This is a genomic window from Acidovorax benzenivorans (assembly GCF_028680575.1).
Classification (GTDB): domain Bacteria; phylum Pseudomonadota; class Gammaproteobacteria; order Burkholderiales; family Burkholderiaceae_C; genus Acidovorax; species Acidovorax benzenivorans.
The window spans coordinates 69234-84614 of the sequence record NZ_JAPCKI010000019.1 but is presented as its reverse complement, the minus strand read 5'-3'; the positions used below and the strand labels follow the sequence as shown (position 1 = coordinate 84614).

The window sequence follows — 15381 nt, the reverse complement described above, 5'->3', positions numbered from 1 at the left end:
CCATGTGCCTACCCTTGGAAAACCGGTGCGGAAACTGGCTTGATCGGCGGTGCCTCGATGCGGTAGCCCATGCCGCGCACCGTCTGGATCAGGCCCTTGCCCAGTTTGCTGCGCAGATGGAAGATGTGCACCTGCAGCGCGTTGCTGGCCAGTTCGCTGTCCAGCCCCAGCACCAGGGCTTCCAGGTCAGACGCCGACACCGAGCGCCCCGCGCGCAACACCAGCGCCTCCAGCACCGCCCATTCACGGGCGGTCAGTTCCACCCGTTGGCCGTGCAGCCGCACTTCTTTGTCGGCCAGCAGCACATCCACCGCGCCAAACGTCTTGCAGGGCGCGCCACCTGCCATGCGGCGGGACAGTGCGCGCAGCCGGGCGCACAGCTCCTCGGGTGCAAAGGGCTTGACCAGGAAATCGTCGGCCCCGCTGTCGAGGCCATGGATGCGGTCACTGAGCATGTCGCGCGCAGTGAGTACCAGGGCCGGTGTTTTGGCTCCCTTGGCCCGCAGGCTGCGCAGCCAGTCCAGCGCGGAGCCATCGGGCAGGTTCCAGTCCAGCAGCCAAGCGTCGTAGGGCTCCGTCACCAGGCCCCGGGCCTGCCCCAGGGTGGTACACCAGTCCACCAGATAGCCGTCGTGCTGCAGGAAGTCCCGCAACCCTTCGCCCAAGGTTTGATCGTCTTCCAGCAGCAACAGTCGCATATGAGCCCGGTCCCTCAAAAGTGCTGCTTGGTACCGGTGACCATGGCCCGCACCAGGCGCACCCGCTCCAGCCGTCCCATCACGATGGCCGCCGCAGCGTGCAGCCCAGCCGCCAACAGCAGTCCATTGGCCAGCACTTCGTGCAACTCCATCAGCCATTCTTCGCCGAAGAATGTGTCGGTGGTTTGCAGCCACCCCGTCATGCCCAGGGCCAGAACGATGGCCATCAAGGCCAGCATCATCAGCGCCCCGAGGGGGTTGTGGCCCAGGTAGACCGGATGCTCGCCATTGCGAAACGCACCCAGGTGCCTTGCCAGCTTGTGAGGGGTGGGGAAAAAATCGCTGAACCGCGCGTGCCGGCTGCCTACAAAGCCCCAGAGCAGGCGTGCCAGGACCAGGGCGCTGGCGGTGTAGCCCACCCACTCGTGCGCTGTTTCTCCAGGCTCCAGTACAAACTGGTTCAGGATCACGCAGCTCACCAGGCTCCAGTGAAAAATGCGGACAAACGGGTCCCACACCTTGGTGGCGGCAAAAGGGGGGTGGAGAGGGACAGGTTTCATGGACAACTCGGGGTGCTGGCGAGAGGCAGGACTGGGATTGGGGCGCTGGCTGAGGCTTACTTGCGCTCGATTTCAGCGCCGGTGGCGGGGTCGAAATAGATCTCTACCTTCTTGCTCGCTTTGTCCAGGCCATAGATTTCGTAGCACTTGCCTTTGCTGACCTTGAAGGTCCGGATCTGGTAGCCCTGTTTTTCGAGCCCGGTCTTGAAATCGGCCTCTTTCATCCATTTTTCTTCTGGAACATTGCAGGAGGGGCCCGCAAATGCAGCGGTAGAACCAAGGGCGAGAACAAGGGCGGCGATATGCAGTTTCATGGTGAATGTTGGTGTCATTGATTTGGAGCATGTGGACTGACTGCCCACAAACTGCATTGGACGCGGCCAACATTAAGGGGGGATGAAGCATCCCAGGGGCTCACCAAGCGCCGCGCTCAGTGGGCCTCACATGCTCAATACTTGGGCAAACAGCTCGTTGCGAAAGTGAATGCCCATGCGGCTGAACGCGCGGTTGCGGTAGGTCTTGACGGTGGGCAGGCTCAGGCCCAGGTCGCAGGCAATGCCCTCCTGGGTCATGCCTTGCAGCAGGCGGGCGCATACGTCCAGCTCGCGCTCGGTCAGCCCCGCGTGGGCGCGCAGCAGGCGCTCGCGCAGCGCGGGCAGGCTGTGGGACAGCAGAGATTGCGCCGCGTGTGTTGTTGCCGGGAGGGGCAGCGGCAGTGCGCCAGGGCGCTGGGCCAGGGCGATGTGTTTGCGGGTCAGCGCCAGCAGCACCGGGGCCATGCCTTCAAAGTCGCTGATCTGCCGGTCCTGGAACGGCGTTTGGTGCTGATGGCGGTAGAAGTTGACGGCAAAGACGGAGCCATCGCTCTCGTGTTCGACCACCGACACCCGCTCTGCCACGCCATGGGCCTCGTACACGCGGGCGCGGTGTTCTGCGTCCACCTCGCGTGCCGTCAAGTGGCACAACTGGGTGGGTGATTCGGGGGGCGCGGCTTCGTCCAGCGAGCGCCCCCAGGTGCGGTCGGTGCGGTAGGGGCCCGACAGGTAGGCCCACCAGCAGTCCTGCGTGGTGTCAGGAATGCCGTGGCTGGCCGACATGAACAGCGTGGGTTTGCAATGGTTCCCCGTGCGGTACACCGACCACGATGCGGCGGGCAGCACAGGCGCCAGTTCTTGCAGCATGCCGCAGGCAAACCCGTCATCGCCCAGTTGGTGAACCATGGCGCCCAAGGCAGAGCCCGTGAGGTTGGGGGTGGGCGCGACGCCGCCTCCGAGGGTGCTTGCAGGGAGCCAGTGCCTCATGGGTTGCGCGGGTTGTGCCGGGTGGGCTTGGTCATTGCTGTCATCTTCAGGGATGACACGGGTCAAGCACCACGGGATTTACGCTAGGTGCAACCAACGCAAGCCGGTGGGCGCGTGCAGCCCGAATGCAGCCCTTGTGTTCGCCGCCCCTTGTCAGACACCCGAAAGATGAAGCCCATGACCGAACCCGTGCCCTTGATGGAACCCCGCTTGAGATTTTTTGCCGATTTGCGCGTGGAGGTGGGCGCGCCGCAAGAGGTAGGCCGTACCGTGCACGGCCTGCGGCGACTGATCCCCATCACGGGCGGGCTGGCCAAAGGCGATGGCTGGCAGGCGAGGGTGATGCCGGGTGGGGCGGACTTTCAGCTCATCGTGAGCGACACCCTGGCCGAGCTGGATGCCCGCTACACGCTGGAGACGGACGGTGGTGACCTGGTTTACGTGCAGAACCGCGCTGTGCGGTCTGGTCCGCCCGAGCTGATGGCCCGCCTGCTGCGTGGCGAAGTGGTGGACCCGGCGCAGATCTACTTTCGCTGCAGCCCCCAGTTCGAAACGGCGTCGCCCGCTCTGCGCTGGGTTGGGGAGCGCATGTTCACGGGCACCGGGGCGCGATTTCCCGACGCCGTGGCCATGCGCTTCTGGGAGCTGATGTAGCCGCGCCGCAGCCCTGCATTTCTTTTTTCTTGATGACCGACAGCACACAACAACACCCTGGAGACCTTGCCATGACCTCTTTTTCCACACTCACCCGCAGTCTCTCTCGCAGGTTCTCTCGTCGCCATGCCCTGCGCAGCGTCTGCCTGGCGGCCACGGTGGTGGCGGGCCTCGCGCCAGCGACCGGCGCGCTGGCGCAGACGGCGGGCTACCCCAACAAACCGGTGCGCATCATCGTGGGCTTTCCGGCGGGCACGGGGCCTGACATCGTGGCGCGGCTGCTGGCGCAAAAGCTGTCGGAGGGCTGGGGCAACCTGGGCGTGATCGTGGACAACAAGCCCGGAGCCGGCGGCCTGATCGCCGCGACCGAGGCCGCGCGCGCCACCCCCGATGGCTACACGCTGATGCTGGGCGAAACCGGCCAGCTCAGCATTGCCCCCAGCAGCTACAACAAGCTGCCTTATGACCCGCAAAAAGACTTTGCACCCGTCAGCCAGGTGGTCACCGCCGACTTTGCGTTGCTGGTCAACCCGCAAAAGGTGCCGTCACGCAATGTGAAGGACTTCGTGGCCTGGACCCAGCAGCAAAAGGGCCTGTTCCTGGCCACTTTTGGCGCGGGTACGCCGGGGCACTTTGGCGCCTTCATGTTTGGCGAGGCCGTCAAGCTCAAACCCGAGCCCGTGCACTACAAAAACACCACCGATGCACTGGGCGGCCTGTTCAGTGGCGATGTGCAGGGTGTGTTTGCCAGCGTGGGCCTGGCAGCGCCCAACGTGAAGGCGGGCAAGCTGGCGGCGCTGGGCACCACAGGCGGCACCCGGTCCAACGCGCTGCCCGATGTGCCCACCATCAAGGAGCAGGGCTACCCCAGCCTGGAGTTCAACTCGTGGTTCGGCATCGTGGCGCCCGGCAAGACGCCGCCCGACATCCTGGCGCGCCTGCAGGCCGATGTGATGAAGGCCGTGCAATCGCCCGAAGGCAAGGCCAAGCTCGAAGAGGCGGGCTTTCGCGTGACGGGCACCACCCGCGAAGAGTTCGCCCGCATCATCGCGGCCGACACGGTGACCTGGGGCAAGGCCGTGGCCGCCACGGGCTTCAAGGCCGACTGATTCGCAAAAACCCCGGCAGCGCCGGGGGGCTTCCCCTTCGCTCGCATTGCTGGGCAATGCGGGAGGGGTAGCGCCCTTCGCCCCCCCTGAGGAACGCAGCACTACCCGCTCAGCGACACCCAAGCGGCTGTCGCAGGGCAGCGCTGGGCCCATTGCTTAGCCCCCCACAAGAACGATCAACCCAGGAGACCCACCATGCCATCTCTGCCATTGGATACCCCTACCGTACATCGTGCCGCGCTGCCTGCCGCGATGCTGCTACCGCTGTTGCTCAGCGCCTGCGGCGGCGGCAACGCCGTGCTGGCGACCGAGAGTGCCAACCCGGCGGCGGCCTGTGCTGCCTTGAGCACCAACGCACAGCTCAGCAGCACCACGCTGAGCACCAGCTATGTGCCACCCGGCACACGCCGCCCCGGCGGTGCTGCCACGGGCGACTTTTTGCCAGGGCATTGCGTGGTTACGGGCGCCATCAACCCGCGTGTGGGTGTGGATGGCAAGAACTATGCGATCGGTTTTCAGTTGAGCCTGCCCGACCGCTGGAACGGGCGCTTTCTGTTCATCGGCGGGGGCGGCAACGACGGCATCCTGCGCGACACCTCGCTTAGCTCCAGCATTTCGGGTGGCACACCGTCGCCCCTGGGGCAGGGCTTTGCGGTGGTGTCCACCGATGCGGGCCACACAGGCACCAGCGCCAGCTTCGGGGCAGACCCGCAGGCGCGCATCGACCATGCCTACAACGCTTACGACAAGACGGCCGTGGCCTCCAAGTCGCTCATCAGCACGCGCTATGGCCGCAAGCCGGACTACTCGTACTTCTCGGGCTGCTCGGGCGGCGGGCGCCAGGGCATGATGTTTTCGCAGCGGTTCCCGGACTATTTCGACGGCATCACCGCCGGGGCCCCCGCCATGCGGGTGTCCAGCGGCGCCACCGTGGCCGCCATGTGGAACACCATTCAGTTCAACACTATTGCGCCACAAGACGCCACTGGCAACCGCATTCTCTCGAAGGCCTTCAGCAGCACCGACCTGAAGCTGGTGGCCAACGCCGTCAATGCCAGTTGCGACGCCGCCGACGGCGTGGTGGACGGCCTGGCCCAGAACGTCAACGCCTGCAAGGCGTTTGACCCCTCCGTGCTGCAATGCAGTGGCGGCAAGACCGACAGTTGCCTGTCGTCCGCCCAGGTGGGCGCGCTCAAGAGCGTTTTCGCTGGCCCTCGCAACTCTGCGGGCAAGGCGCTGTACACCGGCCAGCCTTGGGATGCCGGGCTGGCGGCGCCCGGCTGGCGGTCGTGGACGTTGGGCAACTCGACCACCGCCACGCCCGATGCGCGCTACATCACGCTGATGGTGGATGCGCTGGTCAATGAGTTCTTCACGCCGCCTGACCTTTCGTTCAACCCGCTGGCCTTCAACTTTGACACCGACCCTGCACGCATGGCGGCGTATTCGGCCATCTACGACACCTATGCCGACGACAAATTGGCGGCTTACAAGCAGCGCGGCGGCAAGCTGTTGTTCATCCACGGCATGTCCGACCCGATCTTCTCGGCGTTTGACACGGGGGACTACTACGAGCGGCTGTCTGCCAATAACGGCGGTGTGGCGGCCACGCAGAACTTTGCGCGGACCTTCCTGGTGCCCGGCATGAACCACTGCTCGGGTGGCCCGGCCACCGACAACTTCGACTCGATCCAGACCATGGTGGATTGGGTGGAGAAGGGCGTCGCCCCGCAGAGCATTGCGGCCAAGGCGCTGCCCACCAACACCGACTTTCCCAACCGCACGCGGCCCCTGTGCCCCTACCCGCAGTTTGCCAAGTACAAGGGCTCGGGCAGCGTGGAAGATGCCAGCAGTTTTGTCTGCTCAGCCAGCTGACGTGCAGTCGGCAAAGCGCCGCAACGAAGCAAAAAGGGCCTATTGGGCCCTTTTTGCTGTCAGCCGCCTCATCTTTATGGGTCAGTGCCTGACCACTGAAGGGGCCATCGGTGGCGGCAATCGCAGCTGAGCCTGTTGCACCACGCGGATGCAGTCGCGCAGATGCTGCTCGCCCAGATAGCGCAGCGTGGCGTAGCCAATGGTGGCCGCAATGGCCTGGCCCGCCAGAGGTACATATTTGGCCACTTGCTTGGTGCTCAGGCGCAAACCCACCGTTTGCGTGGCGCGGATGACCAGTTCGCGGGTGATCAGCTTGCCGATGAGCACAGACCCCACCAGGCCCACCGCCTTTTGCACCTGCTCCCGCTTTTTCGGATCCAACTGGTCGATCTGTTCGGCCGATAGGCCGAATTCGGTATTGATCTGTGGGATCAGGCGGGAGAGCAGGGCGGCATCGACGGCCCAGTCCAGCCCTGGCACGGGCACCACGCTGGCCGCCGCCGCCACCACGGCACGCCGGTGCAGCAGCTTGCGCGCGCGGCGCACGGCCGCAGCCAGCTCAGGGTCTCCAGCGGCCATTTGCAATGAGGTGGGCATGATGGTGACAGTGTGTGATTCAACAAACGTCAACAAACGTCAACAAACAGGTGGCGGACGGTTCTGCGGGCGCAGGCGCCGATCAGGATTTGCCTTTGACCAGGCTGTACACCACCAGCAGAGCGATAGCGCCCACCACCGAGGCAATCCAGCCAGCGCTGTCACCCTGCGCATACCAGCCCATTGCAATGCCCACATAGCTGGCCAAAAACGAGCCTGCTACACCCAGCAGCGCCGTCATGATCCAGCCCAGTTTGTCGTCTCCGGGCTTGACGGCACGGGCGATCAACCCCACCACCAAACCAATCAGCAGCATCCCCAGCAATGACAACATGTTATTTCCCTTCGTAGTTGATTTAAACGATAAAGCCACCTTACAGATTAGACAGTCAAATGGCTGTCGGACAATGCCCTCTGTCAGCGACCAGTGGGTGCAAGGGGCGCTCAAAAAGGCATCGCTCAAACCGGTGCGCCTGCAGGTCCATCCCTGATATCTGGTGGTCGGTGCGGGCACAGACATAGCGGCCCGCAGGCAGGCTGGCGCAGGCGGCTTGGGTGAGCAGGATCTCGTTGGCCGCGGCAATGTCTTCGCCCAGCTTGCAAGCGCAGTTCATCTCCGGGCCAAACAGGTCTTCGCGTGCAATCACCAGGGTGGGGCCAAAGCCAATGCCTGCGCTCACGTTCAGCGCCCGCTCGGGCGGCAGCACGGTGTTCATGGCGCTCAGGGCGCGCAGGGTGTCCAGGGCAGCCTCCAGGGCCTGCTCGGGCGTGGCGAACACTGCAAACAGGTTGTCGGCCTCCTGCTTGATGACCTCGCCGCCATTGCCTTCGATGGCCGGGCGTGCTGCCTGCTCCATCTGGTGGATCATCGCCAGAAAATGAATGATGCCGTGGCGCTGGGTGATGCGCGAGAAGCCGCACATGTCCAGCACCAGGATGGCGACACTGCGCACAAACGCCTGTTCAATGGCTGCGTCAATTGCCCCAGTGTCGCTGGTGGGGGTTTGGTTGCGCTCTGACAGCAGGCGCCTGAGATAGCCCTTGTCGTGCGCTGTCGTGGCGTCGGTTGGCTGTGCGGAGGTGTGGTGCATGGCAACGCCCTGTGGGTGGTGTCCGACATGGTAGCGCGGCACATGCTGGCGCGATGCGGGTGCGATGCAGGACTAAAGTGGTTCATCCCATGGGCTGGCCCGGTGTGCGCAATGCGCCTCGCACTGCCAGCGCAGCCTACGCAATCACAGACAGAAAGGTGTACCCAAAATGTTCACGGCCCCAATTACCCCATTGATGACCCTTTCCGCTGCTACGGCCCCCAGGCCGCAGCGACACACGTGGAACCGTTTCTTCGCACGACCTGCAGGCCTTCTGGTTGCAGCGCTGGCCTTGGGCGGTGCGCTGGTGCTGCCCACCGCCGCACACGCTCAAAGCGACGACGCATCCCTGGCGCGCGGTGCGGTGCCCGACACCACGCCGCAACAACGTTACCAGTCGGCCATCCGCGAAGCGGGGGGCGGGCTCAAGGTGAGTCTGGAAGAGTGCCGGGCAATGCCCGGCGTGGAGCGCAAGGCCTGCGAGTCCGAGGCCCGGGCTCGTTACCAAGCCGATATGACAGCCGCCAAGGCCCTGTTGCGGGGCGACCCGTCGGCGGGTCCGGTCAATATCAGCGGCGGCCCGATTCGCAGCACCGAGACGGAGTATGTGATCAAGCCCTGATTCAAATGGGGGCGCGGAGCCCCCAGTGATCACCGGTTTATTTCTGCGTCTGGGCTGCCTGGGCGCTGTCGACACCCTCACCCGGCGTCACACGGCGTGCGCCGTTGAAGCGGCGGGCCCAGTAGGCCACGCCCATGTCTTCCACGCGGATCTCGGAGCCGCTGCGGGGCGAGTGGATGAACTTGCCGTCCCCCACGTAGATGCCCACGTGGCTGAAATTGCGGCGCATGGTGTTGAAGAACACCAGATCGCCGGGTTGCAGTTCTTTTTTGTCGATGACCTGGGTGGCGGCTGCCTGCTGATCGGCACGGCGGGGCAGGAGAAGGCCCACGGTCTGCTCGTAGATCGCGCGCACAAAGCCGCTGCAGTCAAAGCCGGTCTCTGCACTGTTGCCGCCACGCTTGTAGGGCACGCCCAAAAAGCCCATGGCGTTGACCACCAGATCACCCGCGCGGCCTGCCACGGTCTGGGCCTTGTCAGCCACCTTGTGGCTCACGTCTTCGAGTCGGGTGAGCAGCCCTTTGTCCGCGAGCAAGCGGTCCATATCGTCAGAATTGGTGCCCTGGGGCGCAGCGTGCGCAGCGGTGGCGCAGGCAAGGATGAGGATGCAAAACCATCTGGACATGGGGGCGAAGGGTAACACGGTATGGTTATTTATAAAAAATAAGCGTTTTTGCAAGCTGTTGATTTGATTCAGATAAATCGATTGGCCCGGCGTTTTCTCGTGCGAAAGCAGCATGCAAGATGCGCGCCAGACCGGCTTTGCACCGCCCCTGGTGCCACCGGATGCAAGGCCACGGGCCATGAGGAGCTTGACAGCATGGGTTGGACACCAAATCGGCAGGTGGCGCTAGTGCACAAAGCGCTGTTAGCTATATTTTTGATAGTGTCTGGTGCGCACGCAGTGACCCAGGCCCAAAGCGCACCCGCGCCCGCACCCGCCGTGTCGCTGGTGCCCGTAGCCAGCGGCCTGGTCCATCCGTGGGCGGTGGCTTTTTTGCCGGGCGGCCAGTTTTTGGTGACCGAGCGGCCGGGCCGCCTGCGCGTGGTCAGCGCGACGGGACAGGTGAGGCCTGCGCTGGCGGGAGTGCCGCAAGTGGCGGCAGGCGGGCAGGGCGGCCTGCTGGACGTGGTGACCGACAACGACTTTGCCCGCAACCGCCGCATCTACTTCTGTTTTGCCGAGCCCGCATCGGGTGGCGCGGCAGGCAACAGCACGGCGGTGGCGCGCGCCACCCTGTCGGCCGACGCCAGCAGCCTGCAGGAGGTGCGCGTCATCTTCAGCCAGCGGCCCAAGGTGGAGAGCGCGCTGCATTTTGGCTGCCGCATAGCCCAGGCCAGCGACGGCAACCTGTTTGTGGCGCTGGGCGAGCGCTACCACCGCAAGGACGATGCCCAAAAGCTCGACAACCACCACGGCAAGGTCATTCGCATCACCCCCGACGGGGCCGTACCGCCCGACAACCCGTATGCCAAGCAACCCGGCGCCTTGCCCGAGATCTGGAGCTACGGCCACCGCAACCCCCAGGGCGCCACGATCGGCCCCGACGGCAAACTGTGGATACACGAACATGGCCCGCAGGGCGGTGACGAAATCAATCTGCCCCAGCCGGGGCGCAACTACGGCTGGCCCGTCATTACCTATGGCGAGAACTACGGCGGCGGAAAGATGGGCGAGGGCACAGCCCGCGCGGGCATGGAGCAGCCGCTGCACCATTGGACGCCGTCCATCGCCCCCTCAGGGATGGCGTTTTTGACCAGCACGCGTTATGGCTCGGCGTGGCGGGGCAGCTTGTTTGTCGGATCGCTCAAGTTCGGCACCCTGCACCGGTTGGAGGTGGCTGGCGGCAAGATACAAAAAGAGGAACGGCTGTTGCAGGGCAATGGCGAGCGCATCCGGGATGTGCGACAGGGGCCGGATGGCCTGCTGTACCTGCTGACGGACAGCCCGCAGGGGCGTTTGCTGCGACTGCAACCCGGTGCGATGTGACAGGTTTTAATTGACGCAAGTCAAGCAAGCCGAGAGATTTGCACTGCCACGCCGACGCACGGGGAGATCCCGGAGTGTGGGCGGACATTTTCGGTATAGGCTGGTGCGATGCACGCCGAGCCGACTTCCCCTTCCCCTGCCGCCATCTCTGTACCTCCCGTGCCCGACGCTGGCGCGCACGCAGCCCCCGTGGACCCGGCGGGCACGCCGCCCCGGTCCCAGCTGGCCCTGCGCCGCGTCGCCATCGACACCTGGCGCGAAAACGTCGCTTACCTGAACCGCGACTGCGCCGTGTACCGGGCCGAGGGCTTCCAGGCCCTGTCCAAGATCGAAGTGCGCGCCAATGGCCGCCGCATCCTGGCCACGGTGAACGTGGTGGACGACCCTGCCATCGTGGGTTGCCACGAGCTGGGCCTGTCGGAAGATGCGTTTGCGCAACTGGCTGTGGAGAATGGCCACACCGTGTCGGTGGCGCAGGCCGAGCCGCCCGAGTCCATGGGTGCGCTGTTTCGCAAGATTGCCAGCGAACGCCTCACGCGCGAGGACTTTGGCGCCATCGTGCGGGACATTGCCGACCACCGCTATTCCAAGATCGAACTCACGGCCTTTGTGGTGGCCTGCCACCAGAGCGAGCTGGACCGCGAGGAGGTTTTCTTCCTGACCGATGCCATGGTGACCAGCGGCAGGCGCCTGGACTGGCACGAGCCGCTGGTGGTCGACAAACACTGCATTGGCGGCATTCCGGGCAACCGAACCACCATGCTGGTCGTGCCCATCGTCGCAGCGCACGGCATGTTGTGCCCCAAGACATCGTCGCGCGCCATCACATCCCCCGCTGGCACGGCCGACACCATGGAGGTGCTGGCCAAGGTGGAGCTGCCGCTGGAGCAGCTGGCCGACATCGTGCGCGATTACCGGGGCTGCCTGGCCTGGGGCGGCACGGCCAACCTGTCGCCCGCCGACGATGTGCTGATCTCGGTGGAACGGCCTCTGTCGATCGACTCGGCCGGGCAGATGGTGGCGTCCATCCTGTCCAAAAAGGTGGCGGCGGGCGCCACACACCTGGTGCTGGACATTCCCATCGGCCCCACGGCTAAGGTGCGATCCATGCCCGAGGCGCAGCGCCTGCGTCGCCTGTTTGAATATGTGGCGCGGCGCATGGGCCTGTCGCTGGACGTGGTCATCACCGACGGCCGCCAGCCCGTGGGCAACGGTGTGGGCCCGGTGCTGGAGGCACGCGACGTGATGCGCGTGCTGCAAAACGACCCACGTGCGCCGGACGACCTGCGCCAAAAGGCGCTACGCCTGGCCGGGCGCCTGATTGAATGCGACCCCGATGTGCGTGGCGGCGACGGCTATGCCATTGCGCGCGACATCCTCGACTCTGGCCGGGCGCTGGCGCGCATGAACGCCATCATCGCCGCCCAGGGAAGCACGGGGTTTGACCACAACCACCCGGCGCTAGGAGCCCTCACGCTCGACGTGGTGGCGCCCTCCAGCGGCGTGGTGGCGGGCATCGACAACTACCAGATCGCCCGCGTGGCCCGACTGGCAGGGGCCCCCAAGGTGCCGGGCGCCGGGGTGGACTTGATGCACAAGCTGGGCGACACCGTGGCTGCCGGGGACTTGCTGTACCGCGTGCACGCCAGCTACCCGGCCGACCTGGAGTTTGCGCGCCATGCGTGTGAGCAGGGCAGCGGCTACCGCTTGGGCACGGCCGACGAGGTGCCGCGTGTGTTTGTGGAGTTTTGACCATGGCCCCGCCTGAAGCCACCTGGTTGCTGTATTTCGACGACGAAGCTGCGCCTGCGCTGCGCCTGGCGCAGGCTGCGGGCCTCAACGCCCAGGCCATCGAACGTCACCGTTTCCCTGACGGAGAACTCAAGCTGCGCCTGCCCGTGGATGCCGCAGGGCGCCTGCCAAGACACGCCGTGCTGCTGCGCAGCCTGCACCAGCCCAACGAAAAGCTGGTGGAGCTGCTGCTGGCCGCGCGCACGGCCCGCAGCCTGGGCGTGCAGCAGCTCACGCTGGTAGCGCCGTACCTGGCCTATATGCGGCAGGACATTGCCTTCTACCCCGGCGAGGCCGTGAGCCAGCAGGTGGTGGGCGGGTTCCTGGCCGGGCTGTTTGACGCAGTGATCACTGTGGACCCGCACCTGCACCGCATTGACCGGCTGGAGCAGGCCATCCCCGTGCCGCAGACCGTGGTGCTCAGCGGCGCCGAGCCGTTGGCCGACCTGATCGCTGAGCGCCGGCCGAATGCGCTGCTGGTAGGGCCGGACGGCGAATCCGCCCAGTGGATCGCCCAGGCCGCCGCCCGCCACGGCTTTGACCATGCCGTCTGCACCAAGGTGCGCCATGGCGACCGCGATGTGGCGATTGAACTGCCCGCACTCAACGCCCAGGGGAGGGCGGTGGTGCTGCTGGACGATATGGCCAGCACCGGCTGCACGCTGGCATTGGCCGCGCGGCTGCTGCTGCAGGCGGGTGCTGCATCGGTGGATGTGGCCGTGACGCACGCGCTGTTTGCGGGCGATGCGCTGCAGGTACTGCGCGACGCGGGTGTGGGCGAGGTCTGGAGCACGGACTGCATTCCTCACCCCAGCAACGCGGTGCCCATGGCAGAGCCGCTGGCCAAGGCGCTGCAGTCCGTGCTTCGCGGCTGAAAACCCCGGGCGCAGGGCTGCGACAATGCGCCATTGCCCCCAACGCTGCGCCCGCACAGCGATTCAACGAACACAGAAACGGTCCCACCATGCTGCTTGACGCCACCGAATCCCAACTCGTCCTGGTTGACTACCAGGAGCGCCTGATGCCCGCCATCCACGAAGGCCCCGCCGTGCTGGCCAACGCCCGCCGCCTGGCCGAGATCGCGCGCATGCTGGACGTGCCCGTGTGGGGCACCGAGCAAAACCCCTCGCGACTGGGCGCCAACGACGCCGCTCTGCGCGCCCTGTGCCAGAAGACCCTGGCCAAGATGCACTTCAGCGCCGCCGAAGAGGGCCTGGGCGAATGGCTGCGCCCACCGGCCAAGCCCCAGGGCGGCAACGCGCGCAGCCTGCCCAAGCACCTGCAAAAGCCTGCCCCGCTGGCGGCAGAGCGCGGCACCATCGTCATTGCCGGTTGCGAAGCCCATGTCTGCCTGCTGCAGACCGCACTCGACTTGCTGGAAGACGAGTTTGAAGTGTGGGTGGTGACCGACGCCTGCGGCTCTCGCACCGAACGCAACCGCGACGCCGCCTTCGACCGCCTGGCCGGTGCGGGCGCCGAGCTGGTGACCACCGAAATGGTGGCGTTTGAATGGCTGGGCAGTTGTGAGCACCCGGCGTTCAAGGATGTGCTCGGGCTGATCAAGTAACCTGGATTTGAGTCTTTTTGGCCGCTAGCGCTTATCCGTAAAGCGCTGGCAGCTATCAAAATGGTAGTAAATGCGGTCAGGTGAAATAAGGCACCGCCAGCTTGACCGCCAGACCCGCCAACGCACACACGCCCAGCAGCGGCATGACGCCCAGTTTGAAGCGGAACAGCGCCACCAGCGCACCCGCCGCGATCACTGCCGACACAGCATCGAAGCGGCCGCCAAAACCCTGCGGCCACAGCAGGTGGTAGGCAAAAAACAGGGCCAGGTTCAGGATCACGCCCACCACGGCGGCGGTGATGGCTGACAGTGGCGCGGTAAAACCGAGCTTGCCGTGCGTGGCCTCCACCAGCGGACCACCCGCCAGAATGAAGATGAACGAGGGCAAGAAGGTCACAAAAGTCACCACTGTAGCCGCCGCTGCAGCGCCTGCAAACAGTGCGTCCGCCCCCCACACCTGCTGCAGCCAACCGCCCACAAAACCCACAAACGCCACCACCATGATCAGAGGGCCGGGCGTGGTCTCGCCCAGTGCCAGGCCGTCAATCATTTGCGGGCCGCTGAGCCACTGGTAGTGCTCCACCGCGCCCTGGTACACGTAGGGCAGCACGGCATAGGCGCCCCCAAAGGTGAGCAGGGCCGCCTTGGTGAAGAACCAGCCCATCTGCGTGAGCGTGCCCTGCCAGCCCTGGGTGGCCACCAGCACGCCCATGGCGGCGAGCCACAGCGCCAGACCAGCCGCCAGAACTTTGACCAGATGGCTGCGCGAAAACCGCGCATGGGCGGGCGTTGGCGTGTGGTCGTCGATCAGCGCCGGGCCATAGCCCTTGTGTGCGTTGGCATGGCCGCCCCCCAGCGCAAACACGGCGGGCCAGCGCTGCGCGCCAAAGTAGCCGATGAGCCCGGCTGCCAGCACGATGGCCGGGAAGGGCGTGTCGAACGCAAAGATGGCCACAAACGACGCGGCAGCAATGCCCCACATCCAGCCGTTTTTGAGCGCGCGGGTGCCAATGCGGTGCGCGGCGTGCAGCACCAGCGCCGTTACGGCGGGCTTGATGCCATAGAAGATGCCCGCCACCACAGGCACATCACCAAACCGCAGATATACCCACGACAGCCCGATCAGAATGAACAGCGAAGGCAACACAAACAGCGCCCCCGCCACGATGCCACCCCAGGTGCGGTGCATGAGCCAGCCAATGTAGGTGGCCAGTTGCTGCGCCTCGGGGCCGGGCAACAGCATGCAGTAGTTGAGCGCGTGCAGAAAGCGGTTTTCGCTGATCCAGCGGCGCCGCTCCACCAGCTCGGCATGCATGATGGCGATCTGGCCAGCAGGCCCGCCAAAGCTGATGAAGCCGAGCTTGAGCCAGAAAAGAAAGGCCTCGCGGAACGGGACGGGCGTGGGAGCAGAGGACGGCGCTGGGTGCATGGTCCGGGAGTGTGACAGGCCGGTATGACGTTTGCCGACATATCAATATGCCTGCGCTACCCGGAACCATGGACGATGAGGCAGAGGGTTTGCTGCG

At 65.3% G+C, this 15381-nt stretch carries 17 protein-coding genes; 8 read left to right on the top strand and 9 right to left on the bottom strand.

The window, feature by feature from the left end; all coding sequences use genetic code 11:
- Positions 1–8: 8 nt before the first annotated feature.
- From OIN59_RS22285 to OIN59_RS22270, 4 genes are all read right to left on the bottom strand, one after another.
- Entirely contained in the window at positions 9–698 is a 690-nt protein-coding gene (locus OIN59_RS22285) for a response regulator (protein ID WP_274113975.1), read from the bottom strand.
- A gap of 14 nt (positions 699–712) precedes the next feature.
- Complete coding sequence (locus OIN59_RS22280) at positions 713–1258, bottom strand: cytochrome b/b6 domain-containing protein (protein ID WP_274113973.1); 546 nt, start codon at positions 1256–1258, stop codon at positions 713–715.
- Between the two features lie 56 nt (positions 1259–1314).
- Positions 1315–1572 (bottom strand): PepSY domain-containing protein, encoded by a 258-nt coding sequence (locus tag OIN59_RS22275; RefSeq protein WP_274113972.1) that lies wholly within the window; start codon positions 1570–1572, stop codon positions 1315–1317.
- A gap of 126 nt (positions 1573–1698) precedes the next feature.
- Positions 1699–2559 (bottom strand): helix-turn-helix transcriptional regulator, encoded by an 861-nt coding sequence (locus OIN59_RS22270; RefSeq protein ID WP_274113971.1) that lies wholly within the window; start codon positions 2557–2559, stop codon positions 1699–1701.
- A 177-nt stretch (positions 2560–2736) separates the two neighbouring features.
- On the opposite strand from OIN59_RS22270, the gene OIN59_RS22265 reads away from it, so the two are divergent.
- From OIN59_RS22265 to OIN59_RS22255, 3 genes are all read left to right on the top strand, one after another.
- Positions 2737–3213, top strand: a complete 477-nt coding sequence (locus OIN59_RS22265) for a DUF3237 domain-containing protein (RefSeq protein ID WP_274113969.1) — start codon at positions 2737–2739, stop codon at positions 3211–3213.
- 71 nt (positions 3214–3284) lie between these two features.
- Positions 3285–4322 carry a Bug family tripartite tricarboxylate transporter substrate binding protein gene (locus OIN59_RS22260; RefSeq protein WP_274113967.1) on the top strand — a complete coding sequence of 346 codons (1038 nt, stop codon included), beginning with the start codon at positions 3285–3287 and terminating at the stop codon, positions 4320–4322.
- Between the two features lie 195 nt (positions 4323–4517).
- Complete coding sequence (locus OIN59_RS22255) at positions 4518–6197, top strand: DUF6351 family protein (protein ID WP_274113965.1); 1680 nt, start codon at positions 4518–4520, stop codon at positions 6195–6197.
- Between the two features lie 81 nt (positions 6198–6278).
- Here the strand turns inward: OIN59_RS22255 and OIN59_RS22250 are convergent, their stop codons facing one another.
- From OIN59_RS22250 to OIN59_RS22240, 3 genes are all read right to left on the bottom strand, one after another.
- Positions 6279–6794, bottom strand: coding sequence for a hypothetical protein (locus tag OIN59_RS22250; protein ID WP_274113963.1), 516 nt, complete (start codon positions 6792–6794; stop codon positions 6279–6281).
- Between the two features lie 82 nt (positions 6795–6876).
- On the bottom strand, positions 6877–7128 hold the full coding sequence (locus OIN59_RS22245) for a GlsB/YeaQ/YmgE family stress response membrane protein (protein WP_274113961.1): 252 nt from the start codon (positions 7126–7128) through the stop codon (positions 6877–6879).
- 55 nt (positions 7129–7183) lie between these two features.
- Positions 7184–7885, bottom strand: coding sequence for an adenylate/guanylate cyclase domain-containing protein (locus OIN59_RS22240; protein WP_274113959.1), 702 nt, complete (start codon positions 7883–7885; stop codon positions 7184–7186).
- Between the two features lie 196 nt (positions 7886–8081).
- Between OIN59_RS22240 and OIN59_RS22235 the strand changes: the two genes are divergently transcribed.
- Entirely contained in the window at positions 8082–8507 is a 426-nt protein-coding gene (locus tag OIN59_RS22235) for a hypothetical protein (protein WP_274113957.1), read from the top strand.
- A 37-nt stretch (positions 8508–8544) separates the two neighbouring features.
- On the opposite strand, the gene OIN59_RS22230 is transcribed toward OIN59_RS22235, so the two are convergent.
- Positions 8545–9132: a C40 family peptidase gene (locus OIN59_RS22230; RefSeq protein ID WP_274113955.1), complete on the bottom strand. Its 588-nt coding sequence runs from the start codon at positions 9130–9132 to the stop codon at positions 8545–8547.
- A gap of 195 nt (positions 9133–9327) precedes the next feature.
- Here OIN59_RS22230 and OIN59_RS22225 point away from each other — a divergent pair, with 195 nt between their 5' ends.
- The 4 genes from OIN59_RS22225 to OIN59_RS22210 all read left to right on the top strand — a co-directional run bounded on the left by OIN59_RS22225 (position 9328) and on the right by OIN59_RS22210 (position 13855).
- Entirely contained in the window at positions 9328–10497 is a 1170-nt protein-coding gene (locus OIN59_RS22225; RefSeq protein ID WP_407655132.1) for a PQQ-dependent sugar dehydrogenase, read from the top strand.
- 222 nt (positions 10498–10719) lie between these two features.
- Positions 10720–12249, top strand: a complete 1530-nt coding sequence (locus OIN59_RS22220) for a thymidine phosphorylase family protein (protein WP_274114018.1) — start codon at positions 10720–10722, stop codon at positions 12247–12249.
- Between the two features lie 2 nt (positions 12250–12251).
- The gene (locus OIN59_RS22215; RefSeq protein WP_274113951.1) at positions 12252–13163 is read left to right on the top strand and encodes a ribose-phosphate diphosphokinase; all 912 of its coding nucleotides are present in this window, start codon (positions 12252–12254) and stop codon (positions 13161–13163) included.
- Positions 13164–13252: 89 nt separating this feature from the next.
- On the top strand, positions 13253–13855 hold the full coding sequence (locus tag OIN59_RS22210; protein ID WP_274113949.1) for an isochorismatase family protein: 603 nt from the start codon (positions 13253–13255) through the stop codon (positions 13853–13855).
- A 76-nt stretch (positions 13856–13931) separates the two neighbouring features.
- Here OIN59_RS22210 and chrA read toward each other — a convergent pair whose 3' ends face one another.
- Positions 13932–15284 carry a chromate efflux transporter gene (gene chrA, locus OIN59_RS22205; protein ID WP_274113947.1) on the bottom strand — a complete coding sequence of 451 codons (1353 nt, stop codon included), beginning with the start codon at positions 15282–15284 and terminating at the stop codon, positions 13932–13934.
- Positions 15285–15381 lie beyond the last annotated feature (97 nt).